This is a genomic window from Bradyrhizobium sp. WSM1253, from assembly GCF_000244935.1.
Lineage (GTDB): Bacteria > Pseudomonadota > Alphaproteobacteria > Rhizobiales > Xanthobacteraceae > Bradyrhizobium > Bradyrhizobium canariense.
Genome location: NZ_JH600072.1, coordinates 376,966 through 402,729 on the forward strand (window position 1 = coordinate 376,966; position 25,764 = coordinate 402,729).

General features: G+C 64.1%; 23 protein-coding genes and 2 pseudogenes. 16 read left to right on the plus strand and 9 right to left on the minus strand.

Annotated elements, in window-relative coordinates; translation table 11 throughout:
• Positions 1-170: 170 nt before the first annotated feature.
• A complete protein-coding gene (gene repC / locus BRA1253DRAFT_RS01700) occupies positions 171-1,403 on the plus strand; it encodes a plasmid replication protein RepC (RefSeq protein WP_009859462.1) in 1,233 nt (410 codons plus the stop codon).
• A gap of 250 nt (positions 1,404-1,653) precedes the next feature.
• The gene (locus BRA1253DRAFT_RS01705; protein ID WP_009859463.1) at positions 1,654-1,968 is read left to right on the plus strand and encodes a hypothetical protein; all 315 of its coding nucleotides are present in this window, start codon (positions 1,654-1,656) and stop codon (positions 1,966-1,968) included.
• A gap of 104 nt (positions 1,969-2,072) precedes the next feature.
• Here the strand turns inward: BRA1253DRAFT_RS01705 and BRA1253DRAFT_RS45005 are convergent, their stop codons facing one another.
• Positions 2,073-2,273 carry a hypothetical protein gene (locus BRA1253DRAFT_RS45005; RefSeq protein WP_009859464.1) on the minus strand — a complete coding sequence of 67 codons (201 nt, stop codon included), beginning with the start codon at positions 2,271-2,273 and terminating at the stop codon, positions 2,073-2,075.
• Between the two features lie 133 nt (positions 2,274-2,406).
• Here BRA1253DRAFT_RS45005 and BRA1253DRAFT_RS01715 point away from each other — a divergent pair, with 133 nt between their 5' ends.
• From BRA1253DRAFT_RS01715 to BRA1253DRAFT_RS43290, 3 genes and pseudogenes are all read left to right on the plus strand, one after another.
• On the plus strand, positions 2,407-2,589 hold the full coding sequence (locus tag BRA1253DRAFT_RS01715; RefSeq protein ID WP_009859465.1) for a zinc ribbon domain-containing protein: 183 nt from the start codon (positions 2,407-2,409) through the stop codon (positions 2,587-2,589).
• A gap of 710 nt (positions 2,590-3,299) precedes the next feature.
• Positions 3,300-3,607 (plus strand): annotated as a pseudogene (locus BRA1253DRAFT_RS01725) (DUF736 domain-containing protein).
• Between the two features lie 58 nt (positions 3,608-3,665).
• Positions 3,666-3,812, plus strand: a complete 147-nt coding sequence (locus BRA1253DRAFT_RS43290) for a hypothetical protein (protein WP_009859467.1) — start codon at positions 3,666-3,668, stop codon at positions 3,810-3,812.
• 18 nt (positions 3,813-3,830) lie between these two features.
• Here the strand turns inward: BRA1253DRAFT_RS43290 and BRA1253DRAFT_RS01730 are convergent, their stop codons facing one another.
• Together BRA1253DRAFT_RS01730 and BRA1253DRAFT_RS46090 are read right to left on the minus strand one after the other, a co-directional pair.
• Entirely contained in the window at positions 3,831-4,136 is a 306-nt protein-coding gene (locus tag BRA1253DRAFT_RS01730; RefSeq protein WP_009859468.1) for an HU family DNA-binding protein, read from the minus strand.
• Positions 4,137-4,324: 188 nt separating this feature from the next.
• Complete coding sequence (locus BRA1253DRAFT_RS46090; RefSeq protein ID WP_083869762.1) at positions 4,325-4,444, minus strand: WGR domain-containing protein; 120 nt, start codon at positions 4,442-4,444, stop codon at positions 4,325-4,327.
• Positions 4,445-5,061: 617 nt separating this feature from the next.
• On the opposite strand from BRA1253DRAFT_RS46090, the gene BRA1253DRAFT_RS01740 reads away from it, so the two are divergent.
• From BRA1253DRAFT_RS01740 to BRA1253DRAFT_RS01770, 7 genes and pseudogenes are all read left to right on the plus strand, one after another.
• Positions 5,062-5,823, plus strand: coding sequence for a ParA family protein (locus BRA1253DRAFT_RS01740; RefSeq protein WP_009859469.1), 762 nt, complete (start codon positions 5,062-5,064; stop codon positions 5,821-5,823).
• Entirely contained in the window at positions 5,813-6,793 is a 981-nt protein-coding gene (locus BRA1253DRAFT_RS01745; protein WP_009859470.1) for a ParB/RepB/Spo0J family partition protein, read from the plus strand. Before BRA1253DRAFT_RS01740 ends, BRA1253DRAFT_RS01745 begins: the two co-directional genes overlap by 11 nt.
• 424 nt (positions 6,794-7,217) lie before the next feature.
• Entirely contained in the window at positions 7,218-7,736 is a 519-nt protein-coding gene (locus tag BRA1253DRAFT_RS01750) for a MobC family plasmid mobilization relaxosome protein (protein ID WP_009859471.1), read from the plus strand.
• Complete coding sequence (locus BRA1253DRAFT_RS01755; RefSeq protein WP_009859472.1) at positions 7,723-8,802, plus strand: relaxase/mobilization nuclease domain-containing protein; 1,080 nt, start codon at positions 7,723-7,725, stop codon at positions 8,800-8,802. Before BRA1253DRAFT_RS01750 ends, BRA1253DRAFT_RS01755 begins: the two co-directional genes overlap by 14 nt.
• A gap of 156 nt (positions 8,803-8,958) precedes the next feature.
• Positions 8,959-9,819 carry a nucleoside hydrolase gene (locus BRA1253DRAFT_RS01760; protein WP_009859473.1) on the plus strand — a complete coding sequence of 287 codons (861 nt, stop codon included), beginning with the start codon at positions 8,959-8,961 and terminating at the stop codon, positions 9,817-9,819.
• A 170-nt stretch (positions 9,820-9,989) separates the two neighbouring features.
• Positions 9,990-10,373 (plus strand): annotated as a pseudogene (locus tag BRA1253DRAFT_RS01765) (IS110 family transposase); the annotation flags it as partial.
• Between the two features lie 346 nt (positions 10,374-10,719).
• Positions 10,720-11,577 (plus strand): NAD(P)-dependent oxidoreductase, encoded by an 858-nt coding sequence (locus BRA1253DRAFT_RS01770; protein ID WP_035992465.1) that lies wholly within the window; start codon positions 10,720-10,722, stop codon positions 11,575-11,577.
• Positions 11,578-11,605: 28 nt separating this feature from the next.
• On the opposite strand, the gene BRA1253DRAFT_RS01775 is transcribed toward BRA1253DRAFT_RS01770, so the two are convergent.
• On the minus strand, positions 11,606-12,052 hold the full coding sequence (locus BRA1253DRAFT_RS01775; RefSeq protein ID WP_245285843.1) for an AAA family ATPase: 447 nt from the start codon (positions 12,050-12,052) through the stop codon (positions 11,606-11,608).
• A gap of 285 nt (positions 12,053-12,337) precedes the next feature.
• On the opposite strand from BRA1253DRAFT_RS01775, the gene panE reads away from it, so the two are divergent.
• Positions 12,338-13,267: a 2-dehydropantoate 2-reductase gene (gene panE / locus BRA1253DRAFT_RS01780; RefSeq protein ID WP_009859476.1), complete on the plus strand. Its 930-nt coding sequence runs from the start codon at positions 12,338-12,340 to the stop codon at positions 13,265-13,267.
• 38 nt (positions 13,268-13,305) lie between these two features.
• Here panE and BRA1253DRAFT_RS01785 read toward each other — a convergent pair whose 3' ends face one another.
• Entirely contained in the window at positions 13,306-13,980 is a 675-nt protein-coding gene (locus tag BRA1253DRAFT_RS01785) for a hypothetical protein (protein WP_009859477.1), read from the minus strand.
• A 1-nt stretch (position 13,981) separates the two neighbouring features.
• Entirely contained in the window at positions 13,982-16,090 is a 2,109-nt protein-coding gene (gene recG, locus BRA1253DRAFT_RS01790; protein WP_009859478.1) for an ATP-dependent DNA helicase RecG, read from the minus strand.
• Between the two features lie 183 nt (positions 16,091-16,273).
• Between recG and BRA1253DRAFT_RS01795 the strand changes: the two genes are divergently transcribed.
• Both BRA1253DRAFT_RS01795 and mfd read left to right on the plus strand, forming a co-directional pair.
• Positions 16,274-16,564 carry a succinate dehydrogenase assembly factor 2 gene (locus BRA1253DRAFT_RS01795; protein ID WP_009859479.1) on the plus strand — a complete coding sequence of 97 codons (291 nt, stop codon included), beginning with the start codon at positions 16,274-16,276 and terminating at the stop codon, positions 16,562-16,564.
• Positions 16,561-20,079 carry a transcription-repair coupling factor gene (gene mfd, locus BRA1253DRAFT_RS01800; protein WP_009859480.1) on the plus strand — a complete coding sequence of 1,173 codons (3,519 nt, stop codon included), beginning with the start codon at positions 16,561-16,563 and terminating at the stop codon, positions 20,077-20,079. The genes BRA1253DRAFT_RS01795 and mfd overlap by 4 nt, the downstream gene beginning before the upstream one ends.
• A gap of 111 nt (positions 20,080-20,190) precedes the next feature.
• On the opposite strand, the gene BRA1253DRAFT_RS01805 is transcribed toward mfd, so the two are convergent.
• The 3 genes from BRA1253DRAFT_RS01805 to BRA1253DRAFT_RS01815 form a co-directional block, all read right to left on the minus strand.
• On the minus strand, positions 20,191-21,417 hold the full coding sequence (locus BRA1253DRAFT_RS01805) for a hypothetical protein (RefSeq protein WP_007590861.1): 1,227 nt from the start codon (positions 21,415-21,417) through the stop codon (positions 20,191-20,193).
• A gap of 85 nt (positions 21,418-21,502) precedes the next feature.
• Complete coding sequence (locus BRA1253DRAFT_RS01810) at positions 21,503-23,005, minus strand: class I adenylate-forming enzyme family protein (RefSeq protein ID WP_007590862.1); 1,503 nt, start codon at positions 23,003-23,005, stop codon at positions 21,503-21,505.
• A 4-nt stretch (positions 23,006-23,009) separates the two neighbouring features.
• Positions 23,010-24,878 (minus strand): extracellular solute-binding protein, encoded by a 1,869-nt coding sequence (locus BRA1253DRAFT_RS01815; RefSeq protein ID WP_007590863.1) that lies wholly within the window; start codon positions 24,876-24,878, stop codon positions 23,010-23,012.
• Between the two features lie 259 nt (positions 24,879-25,137).
• Between BRA1253DRAFT_RS01815 and BRA1253DRAFT_RS01820 the strand changes: the two genes are divergently transcribed.
• Positions 25,138-25,764, plus strand: a 627-nt coding sequence (locus tag BRA1253DRAFT_RS01820) for an invasion associated locus B family protein (RefSeq protein ID WP_009859481.1), incomplete at its 3' end; no start/stop codon positions are given.

Sequence of the window (25,764 nt, forward strand, 5' to 3'; positions counted from 1 at the left end):
GAGCAGACAAGGCAAAAGAAAAAGGCCCCCGAAACGGAGTTCCGGAAGCCCTTCTCTTCAAGTTTGGCGACTGACAGAGAATCACTTTCGCGAATCGCAGTCAAGAGTTTCTACGCGATTTTATCGTCGTTTCGGCGAGCGGATTTTCTTTGCCCAACTGAGGCAAAGACATGCAGTCACACTCTCCAACGACGCCCTTTGGGCGGCGATCGCTGACGCTTGCCCATGTAGCAAGCCAAATGGTCGCAACGGAACGTCCTCCCGAAAAGATCGTGCACAAATGGAAGATCTTCCACGCCATCTGCACGGCACGGCCGCGCCTTGGGGTGTCGGAGCGCGCGCTCTCGGTGCTAAACGCGCTCCTAACCTTCCATCCCGAGACCGCGCTGACAGGAGAGGATGACCTGATCGTCTTCCCCTCGAACCATCAGCTCGCGCGGCGAGCGCACGGCATGCCGGCATCGACGCTGCGCCGTCACCTCGCTGTGCTGGTCGACGCGGGGCTAATCGTTCGGCGCGACAGTCCAAATGGCAAGCGATATGCGCGGAAGGACGATGCTGGCGAAATCGAGCTCGCGTTCGGCTTCGATCTGTCACCGCTCGTTGTGCGATCGGAAGAGTTCGAGAGCCTGGCGGCCGACATTGAAGCCGAGGCCCGCGCACTCAAGCTCGTGCGTGAGCGGATTACACTGTGCAGGCGCGACATCGCGAAGATGATTGCAACTGGCATCGAGGAAGCCATCCCGACGCGAAGGGGAGGGCAGGGGCCTGCCGATTGGCAGGTCGTGCACGCTGCCTTCCGCGCGATCGTCGATCAGATTCCGCGCACGGCGACGCGCCAGCAGCTCGAGCCGATCGCCGACGAATTGTCTCAGCTCGCCGACGACGTACTCGATCTTCTGGAAACACATATTAAATCCAGGAATCCGGGCGCCAATGAGTCCCATTCTGAGCGCCACATACAGAATTCAAATACAGATGCCCTCGTTGATCTTGAACCTGTCTTCCGAGAAGGCAGGGCGGCGGGAGCTGAGCCCAAACCTCAACCCTCGCGAGTCGGGGAGGGGGCGTATCCGTTAGGAATGGTCCTGAGTGCCTGCCCGGACATCGTCGATTATGCGAAGGGCGGAGTTTCGAACTGGCGCGATTTCCTCGCGACCGCGGCTGTTGTGCGATCGATGCTGGGCATCAGCCCGAGCGCTTGGGAGGAGGCGCAAAAAGTTATGGGCGAGGTGCCCGCAGCCATCGTGGTCGCGTGTATCCTGCAGCGCGGGACGGCGATCAACTCCGCCGGCGGTTATCTGCGCGGCCTGACGCGAAAAGCCGAGGTCGGCGAATTTTCGCTTGGTCCGATCCTGATGGCGCAGATCAATTCTCGCCGACGAGACAAACAGCGGGCGTGAGGCGACGAGGCGCCGTTCTCAGACCTTGCCGTTTTCGTGTGGTCGAAGTTACCCGCACTGACCCAGCTGCTGTGCTGGGTCGACGCAAAGCCGTTCGGAGAGACCGTCATGACAAAACACCCTCCAATCATCCTCACGCCGTTCCCCCAGCCTCGTGATGAAGGCGCGGCGGAGCAACGGATGTACGTGGCGGGGTTCGCGGACGAGGCGGGCGGAGGCCTGGGGAACGCTGATTCCGTTGGATTCGGAGATGGTCGAGCGCGCCGTTCTGGGACAACAGACATTCACCGCTTGGTGCAACTCCGACGGTCGCATCCAACCGCAACCGCGTAGCGATAGTCTGTTTGAGGAGCTTCTGGAGAAAGGCCAGTTGAACGAGACGCCCCTTGATGAACTCGTCGCCGAAGCCATCGAGCAGGGCAAGAATGAACCCAATGAAGAGATCCTCGATATGTTCGAGACCCTGCATGAGCGGCTGGTGCGGGCGGAGGGCATGGTCGCTGACGAGATCACGCGGCGCGGACGATGCTCCTCGCGCCGCAGTCAGCGCGGTTCAGTGCTGTAGGGCCAGCTTGTATTAACGCGAGCACCGCGACCGCGCGCTGCCGATACTCCGACCGGTCGATGAAAACACAGAAAACCGACGACCGGGCCGCGCTCCGACTACTCTTAAGCTTCGCCGGACCCGGAAAACAGCGCCGTCGGTGGCGTCGCGCGCGGCGGCGGTAGAGTCCGACCGCCCGGGGCTCCCGGTCTGCTCTTGAGCTCGTATCGCTGGGCTAGGTCGAGTAGCCGACGCTTGGTGAACGGATCCGCGTTCTCCGCCAGATCGCGCGCCCGCTGCGCGAAGCCCCTGTAAAATTCTTCCATGACGCCACCCCGGAACTACTGAAAATCGGATTTCAGTGTGAGACGCGCTCCACGTCAAGCGGTCTGGTGCGTCGTCGATTGACTTGTGCTCGCGCCGCACGCGGAACTAAGCTGGTCCCGGCAGGCAAAAACCATGACTCCGCTCTACCTCAGCCGGAAGCTGTGTCCGAAGTGCGGTAAGCCGATGACGGTCGTGCCAGACGACGTCGCGCCCGGCCGGCCGCGCTACGTCTGCCCGGTCTGCGAGGACTATCCGCTGCGCGATCCCGCCGCCCGGAAGTGGGCGGAAAGCCCGCTGCGACCGCCGGCCAAATGACGTTCGATTTGAAATCGAGCCCGGCAGCCGGATTGCTGCAGAGGCCGATTGTGCTCATAACCCTCTCCAACGCTGTGGAGTTGCAACCCGGACGCCCAGCTTCGTTCCATCGCGTGCCGGCGGAATCGTCCCGGACTCGGAGACTGGCATGTCCAGCGAGGCTAGCATCTGTTTCACGCCTCGCAGGGCGGTCGGTCGCATGGATGCGGAGGGCGGGGGTGCATCCACATGGCGAGTACGTAGCCAGCCTCGTTATCGATCTTGCGATCGCGAGTTCGACGGGTGCGCCGACGTTGCTGACAGCGACGGTTTCTATTGCGGGTGATGACGCGGCGCTTAGGTGGCCTGCTTAAGGTGAACTACGTTTCGTTGCGACGCCCGTTGCCTTGATGCGGATGGCCTAAGCGACTAGGCCGCCTGTCTTCATTCCATGTGTTTTCGCGACGGGCACACCCATCAGCGTCCTCGATAGAGGCTGGTCTGACCGAAGGCCGATCCCGCTTTGCGGGCTCTCGATCTTGTCCCTGCAACGTCCGTTCTCGACTTTCTTCCCCTGGCGCTGCGCACCATTCCTCGCGGTCCAAGAAAGTCGCTGCCGGCCGCCCTCCATTTCATTTCGGCCCTTTGGGTGCAGGTCGATCGCCTCCGGTCTCACGACCGCCATCGAGGTCGCGATCGGCGCGGCCCGAGAAAACCAAGGGAATGCGACAATGGCTACCATCGGCACTTTCGCCTCCACGGGCAATGGCTTCTCCGGCGCGATCAAGACGCTCAACCTCAACGTCAAGGCCAAGCTGATCCGCGTCGACAACCCTTCCGACAAGGGACCGCACTTTCGCATCTACTCAGGCAACGTCGAGCTGGGCGCGGCCTGGCAGAAGACCGCCAAGGACACTGAGCGCGACTACCTCTCTGTCAAGCTGGACGATCCGAGCTTCCCGGCTCCGATCTCACCCTGATCGAGGTCGAAGGTGCGGAAGGCCTCCAACTGATCTGGTCCCGGCCGAACCGGGACTGAAGCTCCAGCCAGTGGCTCCGCCGCGAGGCGGGGCCGCTTCCCTTCTACCGGAGATACGATGATGACCGTCGACACCATTGAAGAATTGCGCGCCGAGCTGCGCGAATGCGTGTTCACGCCGGCGGAGCGCAAGGCGCTCGAAGTCGAACTGGCCGAACTCATCCGCCAACGCAACGAAGCGCTCGCAGCCGAGGAGGGGGCATGAGCCTCTTCGTTTTGCATCTTACGATGCACCGTCGTTAGGGGTCGCTCCTCCGTTCAGAACATCCTTGATGGCTTTAGCGGGCGTAAAAGTCAGCTTCTTTGAAGCTGCGATCGCAATCGTTGCGCCGGTTGACGGATTGCGGCCCTCGCGAGCGGGGCTATCCTTGACCTTGAACTTGCCGAACCCGGGGAGGCTGGTCTCATCTCCGCTCACGGCCGCATCAGCGATCGCCTTGAACACGCTATCGACGATGATTTTCGCCTGGGCCTTTGTCAGGTCGTTCTTGGCTGCGATCTTTTCGGCGATCTCATTGGCAGTCGTCATCGGACGAGCTACGTCTTGTTTCGATTTCGCTCGTCTGACATCAAGGCCGTGGAACAGATAGACCCCGCATCACAAGCAGGAGCCGTAGTCCGAAAAATTGTCAGCCTAGGACGGGTTTTCGTCCGCGACAGCGTACCGCGCCTCCGCTTGGCACGCTCCAGGCGTACGAATGCTTCGATCGCCTCCCACTACCATCCGAAGGTCTGCACCATGGTCTTGCCACTCGTGCCGATCCGGCCCCAATTGCGGATCAGCGACATTTCTCCGAACAAGGTGGGCTGCGTGAATAGCGCATAAAACCGCCGCATATTGTGCGCGGCATCGATGCGGCGCAGATGAAGCGTTTCTAGTTCGGTTTCGGCACGGACAGATTCTCGCTTCCTCGGGAAGCGGCGTCCAATGAGTTTTATGAATCGATCGGGGCAGATCGATTCATTTTATCGATAGGTCCATTGCGCCGGAAATGCCGCGATACGTCCTATTGCCGGATTGAATCTCTCCGCGATGGAGACTTCGCCATCGGGACGCGCGCGTCGCAATGCCTACCTTGCAATTGCGCCAGTCCTGATCGCAATAGCCGCCCGCAAGAGATCGGCTCTTAATTCAAAGCTCCTGCGGCTCTTAGGCTTCCTGCTTGGGCGAGCCCCTCCGGGGACGGCTCTACTCGCGTCGTCGCGGCGACGCTCCCGGAGCCCACAAGCGGTCTCGCGACCGCGTCGCAGAGCGCCCAGCAACGCAATCCCAGTCTCGCGTCCCAGAACTTCCTCCGCTCGAGGGCTATGGACTGACCTGACTCTTCTGGCAGGGGATTCGCCGGACGAATTCCGGGATCGTTCCGGTGATCGGATTCGCAAATCGCTGTTGGTTCAAACCAACATCCGCGAGGAAATGCCCCCGTGCCGTTAGATCCATTTCGGACCTTAAGATGAAGACCATTGTCATCAACAATCAAAAGAGCGGGGTCGGCAAGACGACGCTTGCTGTGCATTTGGCCTGGTTCATGGCGGAAGCAAATCTCCGCGTTCTTGTGATCGACGTTGATGCGCAGAGCAATGCGTCGGATACGTTGAGACACTACGCCGGTTCAACGATAGCCGCGGATCTGTTCAAGCCGGGAATACGGGTCGTACCTCGGGACGACGAAGGCCTAACGCTCGCGCCCGCCGATAGCTCGCTGACGGACCTCGATCGCAGCAGTGCGGCCGCCATAACGACTCTGCAAGAGAACCTCGCTTTCGCGTCGGATCAGTTCGATGCCTGCGTCATCGACACACCGCCATCACTTGGACTGCGCAGTGTCGGCTGTCTGGTTGCGGCGTCGCATGTGCTCGCCCCCATCTACCTGGAGGACTATTCAATCAAGGGCGTCAAAGGTCTGATGCAGACCGTGATCGGCGTGCAGAGGCGCTATGGCCGCCAGGATACGAAGTTCCTCGGGTTGCTGCCTTCGAACTTCAACACGAAATCGCCCCGTCAAAGGACCCATCTTGAGCAACTCTTGCGCGAGGCGGGCAAATATGTGTTCCCGGGCCAGATCGTTGCAAGGGACGGCTACGCCGAGGCCGTTGCGGAACGGCTGCCGGTCTGGAAGCTGAAGCGCCGCTCTGCTCAGGAGGCTGGTCGGGAAATCCGCGATGTTCTCGCCAAGATCGTCGCGCAAATGGACGAACCGGCACATGGCGCTTGATCTCAGCTTTAAGCAGCTCATCGACGCCGCGGAAGATGGTGCCTCCACAATCGGACAGCCGACTTGCATCGCCATCGACCGTATTGACGAAGATCCGGACCAGCCGCGTCGCAGCTTCGACGAACAGAAGCTCGAGGAGCTTGCGCAATCAGTTCGTCAGCATGGCGTGCTGCAACCGATCGTCCTGAGGCGAGCGACTGAGGACGGCCGGTACGTGATCGTCATGGGCGCGAGGCGGTATCGTGCTGCTAAGCGCGCCGGGATCCGTGACATCCCCGCTTTCATTCATGCCGCTGGTTCTGCGGACCGCTATGTCCAGATGATCGAGAATATCCAGCGCGACGACCTCAATGCCCCCGAAATTGCGGCGTTCATCGCGGGCCGCTTGGAACAGGGTGATAACCAAGCCGACATCTCGCGCAAGCTCGGCAAGCCCAGGGACTGGGTGTCTCGCTACGCGTCGGTCCAGAGCATGCCGGAGTTCCTCCGGTCGAAGCTTGCCGGCTCATCAATCCGTGCTGTGTATGAACTCTACCAGGCTTGGCGTGATCAGCCCAACGCCGTCGAGACTTTATGCGCAGCACAGGAGAGCTTCACCGACGCCCACGCCCGTCAGTTGGCTCGCAAAATTCGCAGCGAAGTCCGCGGCTCTCCTGCTGATTTCGCAGGGCCGCCTGGAGCTCAACCCGCACGAAGCCCGATCGCACCGCAAAAGGCATTGCGATCGGTGGACAAAGACCGCGTCACGGCGATCGCGGAAAAGCCGCCCAGTTCTTCGGTCGACCGCGACGAGAGAATGGCCACATCACTGACGATCAGAGTGCGTCACCAAGGTCGCGCTGGCTGTCTTCTGGTCGATCGACCCGCGTCTCAAGGCTCGCGGCACGCAGTACTGTTGGTTGATGGCGCAGAAAAGGCGGAAGAGGTTCCAGCATCGACCATCACAATCGAAGAGATCCTGTTCGCATGAAGCTTGTCTTGGACAGCCTTCTCAGAAACGCTGCTACAGTTGGTGCGCCGGCGGAGCGGATTTCCCATCCGAAGGATGGCGCGTTAGCGCAGCAGCCGGAGGCCGAACGCGCCCCCCACAGCGCTGTAGAGGGGCCGGAGGCTGCTGGAAAGCCGCGATCCACATGCTCGGTGCCAATATCGCCAATCGGCACGCGCGGGGTTCGTGGAGAACAAGGGTTAGGGGCGACGGTTGCGTCATTCCCAGAGGAATTCTCCGCGTCGATCGTCAGCTGGGTTGGATCACACCTGGGGCAACTCCCAAGCTTTGAATGCCGAGCCCGTTGGTTTGAACCAACATGGAGGGGGTGGAGAGATTCGCGCTTTCTAGTGCAGGATAGGCTTTGCGCCAGCGATGTATTACATCGCGATTGGGATTGGAGTGCATGGCTCTGATCTCGCTTCGTGTCTCTGACGAAGTCGCGGCTGAGTTCTCAGTTCTTGCCGCGGCTCAGGGCGGCAAATCCGCACTGCTGCGACGTCTCATTGCTGAAGCGCTAGCTGCACCAGCGCCGCGCATCTCGGCCTTGCCGGTCGGACGGCCGCAGAAGGTGACGGTACGATTCCGCGAGAGCGAGATGCGGCAGCTCGCCGAAGTGTCACATGAGCGTGGGATGACGCGAACCGGCTGGATTGTCGCGCTGGTGCGTTCGCGATTGGGGTCACCCGTGCAGCATTCCCCGAACGAGCATGATGCGCTTCGCGCGATCGTTCGTGAGCTCAACCGGATAGGCGGCAACATCAACCAGATCGCGCGGGCCGCAAACACCAGTGTGCAGCAGGGCAGGGCGGTTGAGCCGGATATATCCGTACTTCGAGAGGCCAAAGTGGTGATTGAAACAGAGCTTGCGCGACTCCGTAGTGCGCTGCACGGCAATGCGGATTATTGGGATGGGCGGCGATGAGGCGGCGCACTCGCCGCGGCCGACCGACCTGGCTTCCGAACTTCCGCCGATCTCGTATGTCTGGGAAACGCCCAATCGGCGCCCACGCCGGGCGGAGTGGGATATTCCCGATCCGGCAGCGCCCGGCCGCCTTACGCCGGCGATGCGGGCAAAGCTCGAACGCATCGTGCGCCGAGCACCAGAGGTGATGGTCAAGATCACCGGTCGCACAAAGGGCGTGGCGCATCTCAAGTCGCACCTGGCATACATCACGCGAAACGGCGAGCTCGACGCGGAAACAGAGCAGGGCGCGGCGCTGACGGGTCGTTCCGGATTGAAAGATCTGCAGCAACGCTGGGAGGATGACGCAGGTCTCGATGACAAGCGCCGCCGCGATGGATCGCTTTCGATCAACATCATTCTGTCCATGCCGGCTGGCACCGATGCGCTCGCTGTCAAGGATTCAGCTCGGGCATTTGCCATCGAGACGTTCGGGGACAATCACGACTACGTCTTCGTCCAGCACCTCGATGACAAGCATCCCCACGTGCACTTGACCGTTCGGTCTCTGGGCCATGACGGCAAACGCCTCAACCCCCGCAAGGCGGATCTTCAGGCCTGGCGAGAACGGTTTGCCGGCGAGCTCCGGCTGCGCGGGATCGCGGCGGAGGCAACGCCACGGCGAACCCGCGGACGGGCTCGAAAGGCTAACCGCGGGGCGGTCCTCGCTATGCGCAAGCGAAAGATCACGCCCGATGTCGACCGGCTTGCCCGTAGGGAGGTGCTTTCGGAGGTGATGGGCGGCAGGGCTGCCAAACACCCTTGGGACGAACAGATTAAGTCACGTCAGGACGCGATCCGGCGGCGATATCTCGACTATGCCGCCGAACTACAGAGCTCCGGAGTGGCAGCAGACCACGTGCTCGCGCGCGAGATCCGGCGATTCGTCAACGACATGCCTGCTGTCGAAACCCGCCGGCATGCGCTGAAGAAGGAGCTTTCGGAGCTAGCCAAAACTCGGCGCCGCAGCGCGGAGCAGGACGTCGGTAAGGAGGGCCAGACGAGAGGTCAGGAGCCGGCCAGATAGTTGGGCCGAATAGGTGGAGCAACGTGATCGTGCCGGAATAGCCTGGGCCCTGCGGTTGCCCGCCAATCCGGCGGCTCCGCTCTCGCACCGATGTTGACGTGCGCGCCGGAACCGACTTGTACTGGGCTTGGCGAACCGCCGAGGGGGAGGCATCCGATGACCAAGCTCGTGATAGACACCGATCCGGGCTGGGACGATGCCCTCGTCCTGGTCCTGCTGCTCGCCAAGGGCGACATCGACGTGCTCTGCGTCACCACGGTGTGGGGCAACGAGGAGATAGCAGATACCACTACCAACGCACGACGCATGACCTACTGCTGCGGACGTCCCGATATCCCCATCTATGTAGGGTGCATGCAGGCCCTCAAGCCGGTCTCAATCGAACGGCCGTGCCCGCCAAGCAGTATCGTGCGGGCGCTGCCCCCTCTCGGGACAGTCGTGAACGGAATGTACGCGCCCGAGATGCTAACAGCTATGGCGAGGACGCATGGGCCGGAGCTGACCATCCTCGCCATCGGGTCCATGACGAATATGGCCGCGGCCGTCGAACGCGACACGGCGGCGATGAAGTCGGTCGGGACTGTTGTGGTCACCGGGGGAACATTCACCGAGAAGAAGACTCACGAGTTCAATCTCGGCAGTGATCCGCTCGCCACCAACAAGCTGCTCGAAGCGGAATTGAACCCGGTGATGATTACGTTTGACCTCGAGATGACGATGAACAAGGGGGACGGGGCTCAGCAGACGATGAAGGATATGAAAACGAAGTGGGCGAGTTTCTACGCGGAGGTGATCCAGGACCAGCTGGATCAGGACAATTCTGAAGCAAACGAGGGCGTCTTTGACCAGCTGGCGGCCCTCTATGCCCTCCAGCCGTCACTGTTCACCCTTGAACCGACGAGGATTCGCGTCGAGTCTGGCAGGATCATCCGGGATCCGGCGGGCCACCCCGTCCGCCTCGCGACGAGCCTCAACATAGACGCGGCCTACGAGCTGCTTTTCAAGCGGCTCGCCTAGGCGTGCACACATATACGTCAGCTTCCGAAGGCTAAGCCGAAGTCGCCCGCTCGGTAAGCATCGACTGCTTATGCCCCCGAAGCGGAAGTCCCGCGACAATCCGATTTCGCGCCGCTATGGGGGCGTAGCGGACGTCAAACGGCGTCCCCGATTTATGATGGGGTGGACGGACCATTCCTGGCGTCGGCCCGATCTCCGCCACCGCGATCGCCGCCCTAGCGCCGCCGATCGAGACTTTCACCAAGGGGCGCGACTTTGCCGCCTGGTTGGGTCTCACGCCTCTTCAAAAATCGACGGGTGGCAAACAGAGGCTTGGCGCGACGTCCAAGATGGGGGAGCGAACGCTCAGGCGCCTCCTCATCATCGGCAGCAGCGCCGTTGTGCAACAGGCGAGCAAACGCGGAGCGCCAAAGGGTTCCTGGCTCGAACAGATGTTGACCCGCAAACCTCGCATGCTGGTAACGGTCGCACTTGCGAACAAGATGGCCCGGATCGTCTGGGCATTACTTGTAAAGCGCGAAAACTACAGGGCTCCGGTCTCAGCCAAGGCTTGATCTTGGGGGGCCTGAGGTCGTCAGAGATGTAGTCGGTCGAAGGAGGGTATGGCGCAACAGTCGGCGAGACGGGGCCGGAAGAACCAGGTGTACTCATCGTGCCCAGAGCACGCGTTTATGATTTGGTTTCGGTCCGCGAACTCCCATACGGGCCCGCAGCTTCATCGCTGCACCATCAGAGGCCGGACAGATGGCAGCATCCGACTACGTGCCGATCTTCTTCAAAAATCGCTTGCATCTCGCGGGGCGTCCACAGATGAGTACGCGCCCCGGTCTTCCGGTTAGATTGAGCGCCTCGCCTGGAATTCGACTTTGCTTCGACTTGGAGTGCACGATGTCCAACACGATGTCCAAAACAATTGCGATCCTCGCGCCTGGTGCCATGGGCAGTGCCGTGGCGCGCCGTCTCGGCGAGCACGGTGCGCGCGTGCTGACGTCGTTGAATGGGCGGAGCGAGGCGACGCGCAAACGCGCGGCGGATGCCGGCATGATCGGCGCCGAGGACGACGCGATCGCGGAGGCCGACATCATCCTCTCGATCGTGCCGCCGGGCGAAGCGGTGGCGCTCGCCGAGCGGCTGGCTGGGCTGATCGTCCGGCGCGAGAAGAAGCCGGTCGTGGTCGATTGCAATGCCGTCAACGTCGATACCGTGATGAGGATCGAGGAGATCATCGGCTCGGCTCAGGCGCCGTTCGTCGATGCCGGCATCATCGGGTTCCCGCCCCAGCCCGGCGGCAAGAGCCCCGCGTTCTACATGTCCGGCGAGCACGCCAAGGACGTCGCCGTGCTGAAGGATTTCGGGCTCGACGTGCGGATCGTCGAAGGGCCGGTCGGTGCCGCGTCCGCGCTCAAAATGTCCTACGCCGGTATCGTCAAGGGCCTCGCCGGCATCGGCTCGGCGATGGTGGTCGCGGCAACGAAAGCGGGGGCTGCCGATGCGCTGCGCGACGAACTCGCACGCAGCCAGCCCGCGGTTCTGGCCCGCCTCGAAGTCGCGCTGCCGGACATGATCCCGAAGGCCTATCGCTGGGTTGCGGAGATGCGGGAGATTTCCGGCTTTCTCGGCCCCGATCATCCGGCCAGCCAGGTTTACGAAGGCTTTGCGCGCTGGTTCGAGCATCTCGCCGAGGACGCGAAAGGCGACGCGGCGGATACCGATCTGATGAAGGCATTCGCCGCGGGCATCGCGCAGAAGAAATCCTGATTGTCCGGTCTCAGGTCACGGTCATCGATCATGTGCCGTGCACCGAGTCCAGAAAACCCTGGATGTCCCGATCGCGTCTCAAGCGCACGACCGGGACGTCAGCGCCATACTGCATACGCTCGGCCTCGATGACGGGCGCGCGCTCGGTGTCGTAGCGCCATGCCTCGCGCATCAATTTCCAGTCGAACTGTTCGGGACACCCCTCCGGGAGGTCAGGCCGGGTCTTGTCGCGATCGAAGGCGGAGCGCAAGAGAATGCGCCACTGGCAGAGCCAGCGCGGGCGGTCGATGACGACCAGCGCATCGGCGCGCGCCAGCGTGAGATCGAAGGCAAGTCCCGAGAAGCTGCCGTCGACAACCCATGCGTCGCCCGCGATCGCATCAGCGACGCGCGCCCGGAAGCTCGGCTTGTCGGATGGCTTCCATCCCGGCCGCCAGTAGAGCACGTCGAGATGCACCACGGGCAGCCCGAGCATTCGCCCGAGATTCCGGGAGAGGCTCGTCTTTCCGCTACCCTGACAGCCTACGACGATGATCCGGCGCATGATGGGAAGATTTCACAAAGCCAGCCGCGACGAAAGGGGGCACTTAAGAGCCGGGCTTATCCGCATCGTCATTGCGAGCGGAGCGAAGCAATCCAGAGTCCCTCAATGGAAAGATCCTGGATTGCTTCGCTTGGCTCGCAATGACGGGAAGGAGACGGCGCGTGGCCCATCTGTTATTCTTTGTGCGGAAGCGGTCACTCCGCATTGGGAGTTCGAATGAGAGTACTTGTGATCGGCGCGGGAGCGCTCGGAGGCTATTACGGAGCTCGCCTGGTCCGAGCCGGCGGCGACGTGACCTTTCTGGTGCGGGCCGGGCGGGCGGAGCAATTGCGGCGGAATGGATTGCAGGTCGTGAGCCCGCATGGCGACTTCGCCGTGCAGCCGAAGGTCATCCTGGCCAACGATCTCAAGGAAACGTTCGACGTCGTGCTCGTCGGGGTGAAATCCTACTCGCTCGACGATGCGATGGTCCAGTTTGCCCCGGCGGTCGGCGCCAACACGATGATTTTGCCGATCCTCAACGGCTTGAAACATGTCGACGCCCTGACTGCGCGGTTCGGTGCGAGGTGCGTCCTCGGCGGGCTCGCGAATGTCAGTGCCGGGCTCGATGCGGATGGCCGTGTCGTTCAGTTCATGGCCAATCAGACGATTGTCTTCGGGGAGATCGAGGGTTCGCTGAGCGAGCGTGTGCTTGCCCTGGAGACGCTGCTGCACGTGCCCGGTATCGACGTGCGCGCCAGCGAAGCGATCATGCAGGACATGTGGGAGAAATTCGTCCAGCTCAGCACGCTAGCCGGCATCACCTGCCTGATGCGTGCAAGCATCGGAGACATTCTGTCCGTGCCGAACGGCGAGCAATCCATTTTCCGCCTGTTTGCGGAATGCTGTGCCGTCGCGACGGCCTCGGGTTTTGAGCCGCGAGCGCCTTTCATCGAGTTTGACCGGAAGCTGTTCACGACCCCGGACTCCCCGCTCAAGGCCTCGATGCTGCGTGATATCGAGCGCGGTTCGATCACCGAGGCGGAGCATATCCTCGGCGATATGGCCAACCGGGCCCGTGCACTCGGCATCGACACGCCGCTGCTGGATCTCGCCCGGGCGCATGTGGCGGCCTATGAGATTGGGCGGCAACGAGCGGCCAGCTAACCCGCTCCGATCAGCGGGATCGCCTCGTTCCGCTCGTCCTACTCCTCGCGTTCGGGGGTCCGCTTCGCGCGGAGTGCATGAGCAATATTCGCGAGATGCTGCCGTCCATCGCGTAGCGCGAGATCCAAATAGGAGGACAGCAATGGGGAGTCACAAGCGGCAAACACTTCGAGCGCGGCCATGCGCTGATATTCATGTTCCGTGGCCCAAGCACGAACCGCCAGCGGCTCCGCCAATTTCGACCGTCTGCGCGCAAGAGCAAGAAGCGCTCGCCGACTTACGTATTCATTTTCGTCGCAAAAGAGACGTCCTAACAACGGTTCGACTTCACCAGCGATCAGTTCGGCGCTTCCGAGAGCATCTGCGAGTTGCCATCGCGCGTCTTGTTCTCCTGAATCGAGGGCTATCCTTGTCAAAGCTAGGAGATGAGTCGGCTTGGCGATCAACTCTTTCTTGAGGATCTCCATCTCATTGTCGCGAGCAAGAATATAGAGGAGCAGTTTGTAGACCGATGCGTCCCAACGCTGTGGAAGGCACGAATCGAGAAACGCCGTAAAGGCACTCGTGATGGCAGGCCATTGCTGATAGTTGCATTCCCATTCGCGAACTCTCTGCTGGACTGGCAAGCTATCGGCCCAACTGCGGAATGCTGAAACTGTCTCCGCGAGTCTGGCTTGAGTATTCGCGTCATGGCCGCTTGGCTTATCTGTCAATTTATCCCGCCCCGATCAGCGGGATCGCCTCGTCCCGCTCATACAGATACAGCAGGCATCGCAGTGCCTCGCCGCGCTCGCCCTTGAGTTTCGGATCGTCCTTCAGGATGCGCAGCGCCTCGTCGCGGGCCTGCGTGATGAGCTGGCCGTGCACCTCCGACCGGGCGATGCGGTAGCCGGGCAGGCCGCTCTGGCGCACGCCGAGCACATCGCCTTCGCCGCGCAGCTTCAGATCTTCCTCGGCGATGCGAAAACCGTCGGTGGTCTCGCGGATCACCTTCAGTCGCGCCTTCGACATTTCGCCGAGCGGCTCGGAGTAGAGCAGCAGACAGGTCGAGGCCTCCGAGCCGCGCCCGATGCGGCCGCGCAATTGATGAAGCTGGGCGAGGCCAAAGCGTTCGGCGTTCTCGATCACCATGATGGTCGCCGCCGGCACGTCGACACCGACCTCGACCACGGTGGTCGCGACCAGCAGCCCGATCTCGTGGGCGGCGAACTGGCCCATGACGCGGTCCTTCTCGGTGCCCTTCATCTGGCCGTGGACAAGGCCGACGCGGTCGCCGAAACGCTTCTGGAGGCTTTCGAAGCGCTTGGTGGCATTGGTTAGGTGCTCGGTGCCCTCGGCCTCGGATTCCTCGACCAGCGGGCAGATCCAGTAGACCAGCTTGCCGGATTCGAGCGCGCGGCCGATGCTGTCGGTGACCTCGCCGAGGCGGCTCATCGAGATGGTGCGGGTTTCGATCGGCTGGCGGCCGGCCGGCTTCTCCCTGAGCTCGCTGATGTCCATGTCGCCGAAATAGGTCAGCACCAGCGTGCGCGGGATCGGCGTGGCGCTCAGCACCAGCACGTCGACGGCCTCGCCCTTTGAGGTCAGCGCCAGCCGCTCGCGCACGCCAAAACGATGCTGCTCGTCGACGACCGCGAGGGCGAGATCGCGAAAGATCACGTCGTCCTGGATCAACGCATGGGTGCCGACGAGCAGGTCGATCTCGCCGGCTTCGAGTTGTGCCAAGAGTTCCCGCCGCTCCTTGCCCTTTTCACGGCCGGTGAGGATCGCGACCCGCATGCCCGCACGCTCGGCCAGCGGCGCGATGGTCTTGATGTGCTGACGCGCCAGGATTTCGGTCGGCGCCATCAGGGCGGCCTGCTTGCCGACCTCGGTGACGGCAGCGGCGGCGAGCAGCGCGACCACGGTCTTGCCGGAGCCGACGTCGCCCTGGAGCAGACGCAACATGCGCACCGGCTGTTGCAGATCGCTCGCGATGGCGGCTGCCGCGTCGCGCTGGGAGGACGTCAGCGCATAGGGCAGGGCGTCGATGATCTTGTTGCGGAGGTGCCCGTCGCCGGCGTTGCGCACGCCGGCCGGGCGGCGCAATTGGGCGCGAATCAGGGCAAGGGCGAGTTGCCCGGCCAGGAGTTCGTCGAACGCGAGACGGGACCAGAACGGCTGGTCGGGCAGAATGTCGGTGAGCTCAACCGGCTGGTGCACGCGGGTGAGCGCCTCGGCGATCGGCGGGAAGCCGCAGCGGCGCAGCACCTCCGGGCTGATCCATTCCGGCAGCGCCGGCAGCTTTTGCAGCGCCTGCGCGACAGCGCGGCGCAGCGAGCCGAGCGCAAGGCCCTCGGTCAAGGGATAGACCGGGTCGATGCCGGAGAGTTTTGAAATCGCCTCCTCGTCCAGCACCCGGTCGGGATGCACGATCTGCGGGATGCCGTCGTACATCTGGAGCGTGCCGGAGACGAAGCGCTTGTCGCCGATCGGCAGCAGCTTCTCGACATAGCCGGGCTTTGCGCGGAAGAACGTCAGCACGACGTCGCCGGTATCGTCGCTGGCGTAGACGAGGTAGGGCGCGCGGGCATTGCGCGGCGGGGGCGGGCGGTGGCGGTCGACCGTGACCTCCAGCGTCACCATAGTTCCCTGCACGGCGTCGCGGATCTTCGGCCGCGCGCGGCGGTCGATGACCTGGCTCGGCAAATGCAGCAACAGATCGACCAGCCGCGGCGTCTCATTGCGGCTGAGCAGATATTGCAGCAGCTTGTCCTGCTTCGGACCGACGCCGGGTAGGCTGGTCACGGGGGCAAACAGCGGATTGAGCAGGCTGGGGCGCATCAGGCGAACCTAGGATCGTTTTCGCTCGTCATGCCCGGCTTTATGCCCGGCATCCACGTGTTTTTTCGCGTCCCTGCGGCGGCAGCGGCCATGACAAATCGAGGGCTGACAGGGCCCGCCCGAGTGGCTATATCACCCCGGCCCGGCACGTCCGGGCTTTTGGCGTTTGACTGGAATTGAGACATGACGGGAACGACACGATCGAGCGACGGGCTGGACGACCGCCGCAAGCGGCTTCTGTTCCGCTGCTGGCACCGCGGCACGCGCGAGATGGACCTGATCCTCGGCCGCTTCGCGGATGCCGAGATCGGCAATCTGTCCGACGACGAGCTGACGCAGCTCGAGACCCTGCTCGAAGAGGCCGATCCCGACCTCTACGCCGCCATCACCGGCGACAAGGTGCTTCCCGCCGAAGTCATCGGCCCGCTGTTTGCGCGCATCAAGGCGTTTCCGATCGCGGACCGCGACGTATGAAGCAGGGGATGAAATCGCCGGCCGAGCTGCTCACGCCCGGCCGCGCGCTGACGCTTGCCAATGTCGCCGAGGGTGCCGAGGGCCTCGTCGTCTCCGATCTGGCGCGCGCAATCGCGGCGCGGCCGAAGAAGCCGGCCGTCAGCCTCGCGGTGATCTGCCGCGACGGGCCGCGGATGCAGCAGCTCGAACGTGCCCTGCAATTCTTCGCGCCCGATTTGCCCGTGCTGACCTTTCCGGCCTGGGACTGCCAGCCCTATGACCGCGTCTCGCCGCATGGCGGCGTCCTCGCGCAGCGCCTGACGACGCTGGCGCGGCTTGCGTCCCTGACCGGCAGCGACAAGCCGCTGATCGTGCTGACCACGGTGAACGCCGTCGTCCAGCGCGTGCCGTCGCGCGAGCTCGTCGCGGCGCAGGCGCTGTCGGTCGCGCCGGGCAACGTCGTGCCGATGGACACCATCATCGCCTGGCTCGAGCACAATGGCTACAACCGCTCCTCCACCGTGCGCGAGCCCGGCGAATACGCGGTGCGCGGCGGCATTCTGGACCTGTTTCCGGCCGGCCTGGAACAACCCGTCCGCTTCGACTTCTTCGGCGACAGCCTGGAATCGATCCGCACCTTCGATGCCGAGACCCAGCGCACGCTGCTCGACATGCGCGCGCTCGATCTCGTGCCGATCTCAGAATTCCAGCTCGTCACCGACACCATCCGCCGCTTTCGCATGGGGTATGTCGCCGAGTTCGGCGCGCCCGAGCGCGACGATGCGCTCTACGAAGCCGTCAGCGAGGGCCGCCGTCATCCCGGCATGGAGCACTGGCTGCCGCTGTTCCAGGACCGGATGGACACGCTGTTCGACTACCTGCAGGGCGCGGCGATCGCGATCGAGCCGCAGGCCGAGGACGCCATCCGCGAGCGCTTCAAGCAGATCCTCGACTATTACCAGGCCCGCCGCGATGCGATGGAGCATCCGGGCGGCGGCGCCATCTACAAGCCGCTGCCGCCTGACCGGCTCTATCTGACCGAGGAGGAGTGGGGCAAGCGCGAGAGCGGGATGCCGCTGGTGCGGCTGACACAGTTTTCGGTGCCTGCCGATGGTACCAGTGTGGTGGATGCCGGGGCACGCAAGGGCCGCGACTTCGCGCCGGAGCGCAACGACAACAAGGTCAACGTCTTCGAAGCCGTCGTCGCGCATGTGCATGGGCTGCTGACAAGCCGCAAGAAGGTGGTCATCGCGCTCTGGACGGAGGGCTCGAGGGACCGCATGACCTCGATGCTGCGCGATCACAAGCTCACCCCTGTAACCAGCGTCAACAGCTGGCGCACGGTGCAGGCGACCCCGCGCAACGAGACCATGCTTGCCGTGCTCGGCCTCGAAAGCGGTTTCGAGACCGACGAGATCGCTGTCATCAGCGAGCAGGACATTCTTGGCGATCGCCTGGTGCGGCCGCGCAAGGCGAGCCGCAAGCTCGACAATTTCATCTCGGAGGTGACGAGCCTCGCCGCCGGCGACATCGTCGTCCACGTCGACCACGGTATCGGCCGCTTCATCGGCCTGCAGACGCTCGACGTCGCCGGCGCGCCGCATGACTGCCTCGAGCTGCATTATGCCGCCGAGACAAAACTGTTCCTGCCGGTCGAGAACATCGAGCTGCTGTCGCGCTACGGCTCCGACCAGACCTCGGTCGAACTCGATCGTCTCGGCGGCTCCGGCTGGCAGACGCGCAAGGCCAAGCTCAAGAACCGCATCCGTGAGATCGCGGGCGAGCTGATCAAGATCGCCGCCGAGCGCCACCTGCACGAGGCGCCGAAGCTGCCGGTGCAGCCGGGCCTCTATGACGAGTTCTGCGCGCGCTTCCCCTATGACGAGACCGAGGATCAGCTCGGCGCGATCGAGTCCACGCTGAAGGACCTCGAGCTCGGCCGTCCCATGGACCGGCTGATTTGCGGCGACGTCGGCTTCGGCAAGACCGAGGTGGCCTTGCGCGCCGCCTTCGCCGTGGCGCTGGAAGGCAAGCAGGTCGCGGTCGTGGTGCCGACCACGCTGCTCGCCCGTCAGCACCACAAGACGTTCACCGACCGTTTCAAGGGTTTCCCGGTGCAGGTCGCGCAGGCCTCGCGCCTGGTGCCGGCCAAGCAGCTCAATCTGGTCAAGAAAGGCCTCACCGACGGTTCGGTCGATATCGTCGTCGGCACCCACGCGCTGCTCAGCAAGTCGATCAAGTTCCGCGACCTCGGCCTGCTGATCGTCGACGAGGAGCAGCATTTCGGCGTCACCCACAAGGAGCGGCTGAAGCAGCTCCGCGCCGAGGTGCACGTGCTGACGCTGTCGGCGACGCCGATTCCGCGCACGCTTCAATTGGCGCTCACCGGCGTGCGCGAGCTCTCGATCATCGCCTCGCCGCCGGTCGACCGTCTCGCGGTCCGCACCTTCGTCGCTCCGCACGATCCCCTGATGATCCGCGAGGCGCTGCTGCGCGAGCGCTATCGCGGCGGCCAGGCGTTCTACGTGGTGCCGCGCATCGACGACCTCGCCGAGGTCAAGGACTTCCTCGACAAGAACGTGCCGGAGATGAAGGTCGCGGTCGCGCACGGGCAGATGCCGCCCGCGGTGATCGAGGACATCATGACCGCGTTCTACGACGGCAAGTTCGACATCCTGCTGTCGACCACGATCGTGGAATCCGGTCTCGACATTCCCAATGCCAACACGCTGATCGTGCATCGCGCCGACATGTTCGGCCTCGCCCAGCTCTACCAGCTCCGTGGTCGCGTCGGCCGTTCCAAGCTGCGGGCCTATGCGCTGTTCACGCTGCCGGCGCAGCAGAAGATCACGGCGCAGGCCGAGCGCAGGCTCACCGTACTGCAATCGCTGGAGACGCTGGGCGCGGGCTTCCAGCTCGCCTCGCACGACCTCGACATCCGCGGCGCCGGCAACATCCTGGGCGAGCAGCAGTCCGGCCACATCAAGGAGGTCGGTTTCGAGCTCTACCAGTCGATGCTGGAGGAGGCGATCGTCAACCTCAAGGCCGGCGTATCCGAGCCCGCCGCCGATCGCTGGTCGCCGACGATCACAATCGGCATGCCCGTGCTGATTCCGGAGGACTATGTCGGCGATCTCTCGGTGCGGCTGTCACTCTACCGGCGGCTCGCCGACCTCGACAGCGAGGAGGAGATCGAGAATTTCGGTGCCGAGATGCGCGATCGTTTCGGCGTGCTGCCGGACGAGGTGCGCTATTTGTTCAAGGTCGCCGCGATCAAGGCGTTCTGCCGCCAGGCTAATGTCGGCAAGATCGATGCCGGTCCGAAGGGCGCCGTCATCGCCTTCCGAGACAATTCCTTCGCCCATCCCGATCGGCTGGTGAGCTTCATCCGCAGCCACGGCCAGGCCGCGAAGGTGCGGCCCGACATGAAGGTGGTGTTCCTGCAAGACTGGGAGACGCCGGAAGAGCGTCTGGCCGGCACCACCGAGATCATGCGCCAGCTGGCGCAGCTCGCGCAGAGCAAGAAGGCGGCGTGAGCGAGGTGCCGTAGGGTGGGCAAAGCGAAGCGTGCCCACCACCATCGTCAACTTTGGAAAGGGCACGGCGCAAGTGCGCCTTTGCCCACCCTACGGCAGCTCGCGAGGTAATTACGACGCCGCCCGCGACGCGTCGGCCGACAGCCGCCCAAGTAGCGACCTTGCCGTATCCGACGGCGACAGCGAATCCACCGAGACCACGGGATCGCTGCGCATTTCGTGCTTGCCGTTCGACGTGTGCCGCATCACGGCAGAGAGGCGGCGGGCGATCATGTGGGCGGTGCGGAAGTCGGTTTCGGCGAACACGACGATGACCGACCCGTCCTTCTGCGCCACGCCAAAATCCATCTGTCGCATCAGGCGGCTGAGAATGCGCGCGGCATCGAGCTGGGCGCGGGAATTGCCGGGATCGAAGGCGAAGCGTGCGACCGAGAGGCCGCCGCCGCGGGCCAGCGTCTGCTCGACCGCCTTGGCAAAATCGCGGGCAAAGGCCTCCACCGTGAGCAGACCGCTGCGCGGGTCGAGCCAGCCGCCGGCATCCATCGAGCGCAGCGTGCGGCTCAGCTGGGCTTCCATCGCGTGCTGGCGGATCAGGGGCAGCGCGTTGGCGGCGACCTTCGCCGGCTCGCCCGGGATCAGCTCGAGATTGGGCAAGTCATAAGCCTGCGTCAATTGATGCGCGGTGACGACCACGGGCAGGCTGCGGAAGCGAGTGTCCTCGGCGAGCACCGTGAGGAAGGCATCGGTCACGCGGGCGGTAAAACCTTCGGCGAGCACGACGCCGTCGAGGTCGCGGGTGTTGAGATGCTTGGCCGCGGCCTCGATCGAGAGCGCGCCGACGACGCCAATACGCTCGCCTAGCGCAACGGAAAGCGCGGGGTAAGCCGCGCCGCGACCGATCAGAAGCACCGTAGCATCGCGAACGGGATCAGCGTCCGGCAGCGCGACTTTCACCTCGGGCAGCCGGCGCAGCACCGTGGCATGAAGCGTGCGAATCCGTAGCGCGGCGCGAAGCCGTGCGATCAGGCGTTCGGAATGGCCGGCGCGCGAGGAGGAGAAGGGCAGGGCGTTGTGCGGGAGCGCGCCCGCCGCATCCAACGCCACGAAGGGAAGGTAAGGCGATTGCTCGGCGATCTTCCTGGCGAGCAGCGCCAGATGCGGCTCGTGCCCGGCATCCATCGCGGCGAGAACCACGGCCGGCTGCACCTCTTCGACCGCGCGCGTCGCGCCGGCCCAGCCGGTGTCGATCACGGGGAAGAATCGCGCCTCGTCCAGCGCCGCGATGAAGGCCGGCCGCTCGCCATTGGACACAAACAGGATCGGGCCGGCCTGGGACATCGAGAGACTCTGATCACGCGACAGGTGCCGCGCAATCTAGTCCGGCCGCCTTAATGCAGCGTCAATGGAACGGTCGAAATGACCCTCAACCCGGTCCGGAACGGTCGCGAAAAGCTTCGACCATCAGGGGGTTAAGCCCGAGTTCACTGAGCGCCTCGCGGGCGCGGGCATTGTCCTGGGCTCGGCCCGCGAGCCGGTGACCGGAGAGCCGGTCGGGCAGCGCGGTCAGCAGGGCGCCCTGGCCGAGCCGGCGCGCCCATTCCTGGAGGTCGTTGGAGAGGAATCGGTACCCGCCGACGGCCATGATCCCTGAGGGCGGCGCGGTGATGCAGATCGCGCCGCTGGGACGATCGAGCCGCGCGGCATAGCCGGTGTCGACATAGTCGCGTGGCGGCTGCGCGATCAGGCTGTCGCCAACCGGCTGCGGCGGGGCGTAGGCTGCGATCGGCACCATCGGGCCGCGCAGACCGAGCGTGCCCTTCGGCGTCAGCAGAATCTCGCCGGCGATCGACGAACCCGACTGCTCGCGCGGCGCGCCGTGCGGTCCCGGCATCACCGGTACCGGCATGCCGTCCTCGCCACGCCGGGCGCCGAACAATCCGGCCTCGCCGAACAGATAGACGTCCGTGAACGGCGCGTGCGGCGCGATCCATGCCTCGCTCGCCGCCACCTGCTCGGGCGCGCGCCACAGGCCGATGACGTTGCGCAAGGTCGGCATCCGCGCCGCCAGATCGGAATCGCCGAGCCGCTGGGCAAATTGCGCCGGTGCGATCAGCACGTCGCATTCGTGCACGTTGATCTGCTGCTCCAGCACGTCGTTCTCGAACGGATGATGCAGCGCCAGCGTACCGCCGCACAGCAGCCACACCGCGAGCGAGGAGGCGAGCCCTGCGAACGACATCGGCGTGAACGCCGCCATCACGGTCGCGCCCTGCCTGACGTCGGCTTCCAGCGACATCGCGAGCCCACCGGCGATCAGGCTGAAATGCGGTCGCGGCACCGGACGAAAGCCTTCCGCGGTAACGTCGAAGGAGATCATCGCCGCCTTGCGGCCATCCTGAATCACGGCGCGCGAGGTGCCGGGCGGACGGGCCTGCACGTCGTCGAGCGAGGCCATGCCTTCGGGCAGGTTGGTGCCGAAGCCGCAGACATGGCGGATCGAGAAGGCTTCCGCGGCCGCGTGCATGGCGAGATCGGCATAGCTGACGCCGTCGACCGTGCTCATGGTGACGATGGCGCGCGCCGCGGTACGATTGAGAGCGGCGGTCAGTTCGGCATGGCGCCAGAGCAGCGGCAGCGCCGCGACGACGAGGCCGGCGCGATGGGCGGCGAGCACGGTGAGCACGAACTCGACCGTATTCGGCAGCTGGATCGCGATGACGGAATTGGCCGGCAGGCCTGATTCGACGAAATAGGCGGACAGCGCCTCGATGGCCGTGTCAGCCTCGGCATAGCTCATCCGCCGCGGCTGGTGCCCGGTCACGCGGAACTTGTTCAGCGGGTCGAGCAGGGCAGTCGCGTGCGGCTGCCGCATCAGCGTGCGCTGAAACAGCGTGTCGAGCGTCGGCGATACGGCTGGCTGGTTCACGGCGTCACTTTGCTTGACGAGCTTGCGGCTGCCCCTTCGACCACCAGGTCTCCGGCAAATAGCCGGACAGCGAGGTGGCCTCTGGCCGTTCTATCCGATTCCAGCGCGCGATCCATTGCTCCGATACGTTAAACAGGGGGATTGTATAGAAACCGGAGATCAAAGCGCGATCGAGCGCCCGCACCGCCGACACGAAATCCGTATGTTCACGGGCTTCGAGCAGTGCGGCGATCATCGCATCCACCGCGGGATCCCGGGCCCCCATGTAGTTGCGGGTGCCGGGATTATCGGCGGCAGCGCTCCCCCAATAGAAATATTGCTCGTTGCCGGGCGACAGCGACTGGTCCCAGCGGTTCTGGATCATGTCGAATTCGTAGGCGAGCCGGCGCTGGTCGAACTGCACGGGATCGACCGATCGCACGCTCGGCTCGATGCCGGCGCGCTTGAGGTCGCGCTGGAACGCAAGCGCGACGCGTTCCTGGTCGCGGGTCGTGACCAGGATCTCGAAGGTGAAGGGCGCCTTGGTCGCGCGGTTGCGCAGCACGGTGCCGTCGAGATCGTAGCCGGCCTCCGACAACAGCTTCAGGGCCGCGCGCAGCGTGGTCCGGTCGCGGCCCGAACCGTCGGTCACCGGCAGGCGGTAGCTGCCGTCCATGATGTCAGGCGGAATCTGCGCGGCGAACGGCTTGAGCAGCTCGCGCTCGCGCGTATCGGAGGGATGGCCATACGCTGACAGGTCCGAGCCGGCAAAATAGCCGGCGACGCGCGAGTAGAGGTTGAAGAAGTAGTTGCGGTTGACCAGCTCGAAATCGAACAGCAGCGTCAAGGCTTGGCGGACGCGGATGTCGGCGAAGATGGGACGCCGCGTGTTGAACACCAGAAATTCGGAAGGTTGCGGCACGCCCGGCTTGAAGGTGTCGCGGATCACGTCGCCATTCTTCGCCGCGGGAAAGTCGTAGCCGTCATGCCAGCGCAGCGGCTCGTGCTCGATGCGGAAATCATAGAGGCCGCGCTTGAAAGCTTCGAACTGGCCGTTGGCCTCGCGAAAATAGTCGAGCCTGATCTCGTCGAAATTGTAGAGCCCGCGATTGATGGGGAGGTCACGGCCCCAATAGTCGGGATTGCGGGTGAGCGTCACGCTGGCACCGGGCCTCACCGCGGTGACGCGATAGGGGCCGGAGCCGACCGGACCCGTCAGCGTCGTCTCCTCGAAAGCCGCGACGTCGACCGCGTGTTTCGGCAGGATCGGCATCAAGCCGAGGATCAGCGGCAGTTCGCGGTCATTGGCCCCCGCAAGGTCGAAGCGGACGGTGAGGGGATCCGGCGCCTCGGCGCTTGCGACCTTGCCGTAATATTGCCGGTGGTTGGGGCGGCCGTGGTCGCGCAGCAGCTGCCAGGAGAACAGCGCGTCCTCGGCGCGGACCGGCTTGCCGTCGGAGAAGCGGGCGCGGGGATCGATGTGGAACGTGACAAAGCTCCGCTCGTCATCGGTCTCGACCGATCTGGCGAGCAGGCCGTAGAGCGTGAACGGCTCGTCATTGCCGCGCGCGAGCAGGCTCTCGATCACGTAGTTCCGCATCTGCTGCACGGCCAGTCCCTTGACGATGAAGGGATTGAGGCTGTCGAAGGTGCCAAGAACGCCCCAGGTCAGCCGGCCGCCTTTGGGGGCATCAGGATTGACGTAAGGCATGTGGGTGAAATCGGCAGGCATCGCCGGCTTGCCGTGCATCGCGATGGCGTGGGCCTCCTCTGCCCCCGCGCCGCTTGCCGGGAGCCCCGAGGCGAATGAGACCCCCAAGCCGAAAGCCAGGGTGCAGAGGCGGACGCAAAGACCTTCAGGGCGGCCCTCGAGAAGGCGCTGGAACATGAACATCTGCACACGTTGATTCGAGGACCGCGGGCCTGAATCCTATCACAGGGATTTTCCCGGGGGCGCACGCCGGCGCGCGGCCAAAGACGCTTGTCGGCATTGATCTTTTCGTCGGCCACGTTAAGAAGGCACGCAATCGCGCACGAGCGCCGAGCCGTCACTTATCCGCCTCATTTGACGGGGAGAGAGCCGCGCCCAAGGCGGCCAGGTTCGGTGCGTCGAAGCGGTTCGGGCACTTCCCGTTTAGAAAGGGTTTTCCGCAATGAATTTCCGTTACTTGGCCGCGTCCGTCCGGCCGCGCGGGCGACTTCTCGCCTTGTTGACGGCGACGGCGTTGGCCGCCCCGTTTGCCGCCGAGGCTCAGGCGCCGGCTCCGGGCGCGCCCGCGCCCAAGGCGGCTCCGAAGGCCGCTCCGAAGGCTGCCCCAAAAGCGCCGGCGCCGGCCGCTCAGGCACCCGCCCAACCGGCACCCGCCCAAGGCGCTCCGGCGCAGCAGGGCGCGGCCCAGCCGGCCGATCAGCAGATCCAGCTGATCTATGCCCCCTGGACCAAGTTCTGCCTCAAGGGCCAGGACGCCAACGCCAAGCAGGTCTGCTTCACCGGCAAGGACGGCCGTATCGAGTCGGGCCAGCCGGTCATCGCAGCCGTCATCATCGAGCCCGAAGGCGAGCCGAAGAAGATCCTGCGCGTGACGCTGCCGCTCGGCATGCAGCTGGTGCACGGCACCCGCATCATCGTGGACAACAATCCGCCGTTGCAGAGCCCGTATGTGATCTGCTTCCAGAACGGCTGCATGTCCGACTACGAAGCCACGCCCGAGTTCATCAACAACATGAAGAAGGGCCAGAACCTCGTTGTTCAGGCGATCAATGCCAACGGCGCGCCGCTG